This window comes from Caballeronia ptereochthonis, assembly GCF_001545075.1.
In the GTDB taxonomy this organism is placed as follows: Bacteria; Pseudomonadota; Gammaproteobacteria; order Burkholderiales; family Burkholderiaceae; genus Caballeronia; species Caballeronia ptereochthonis.
In genome coordinates, this window is record NZ_FCOB02000107.1 from 1 (window position 1) to 916 (window position 916).

General features: G+C 65.1%; 1 protein-coding gene. It reads left to right on the forward strand.

The genetic code is table 11. The annotated features are described in order from the left end of the window. The coding region (locus AWB83_RS35665; RefSeq protein ID WP_087050272.1) for a tartrate dehydrogenase at window positions 1–916 on the forward strand (916 nt) is incomplete at both ends.

Below are 916 nucleotides of genomic sequence, written 5' to 3' on the forward strand. Positions count from 1 at the left end.
GCGAGCTGCGACTACTACGCGCAGCACGGCCAGATGATGCCCGACGACTGGAAGACGCAGATCCAGGATGCCGATGCGATTCTCTTCGGCGCGGTCGGCTGGCCGCAGACGGTGCCCGATCACATCTCGCTGTGGGGCTCGCTGCTCAAGTTCCGCCGCGAGTTCGACCAGTACATCAACCTGCGGCCCGCGCGCCTGTTCGAGGGCGTGCCGTCGCCGCTTGCCAATCGCAAGGCGGGCGACATCGATTTCATGATCGTGCGCGAGAACACCGAGGGCGAGTACTCGTCGGTCGGCGGCACGATGTTCGAGGGCACCGAGCGCGAATTCGTCACGCAGACGTCGATCTTCACGCGCAAGGGCGCCGAGCGCGTGCTGAAGTTCGCCTTCGATCTGGCGCAGCGCCGCGAGAAGAAGCTGACGGTCGCGACCAAGAGCAACGGCATTTCGATCAGCATGCCGTGGTGGGACGCACGCGCCGCGGAAATCGCCGCGCAGTATCCGGACATCGCGTGGGACAAGCAGCACATCGACATTCTGTGCGCGCGCTTCGTGCTGAATCCGGACCGCTTCGACGTGGTGGTCGCGACCAATCTGTTCGGCGACATTCTTTCGGATCTCGGGCCGGCCTGCACGGGGACGATCGGCATCGCCCCCTCGGCGAACATGAATCCGGAGCGCACGTTCCCGTCGCTGTTCGAGCCGGTGCATGGCTCCGCGCCGGATATCGCGGGCAAGAACATCGCCAATCCGATCGCGATGATCTGGTCCGCCGCGATGATGCTCGACTTCCTCGGCGAGCGCGACGCGCATGATGCGATCCTCGGAGCGATCGAAGCTGTCCTGAAGGAAGGACCGAGGACCGGCGATCTCGGCGGCAAGGCAAGTACGCAGGAAGTGGGCGAGGCCATCGCGC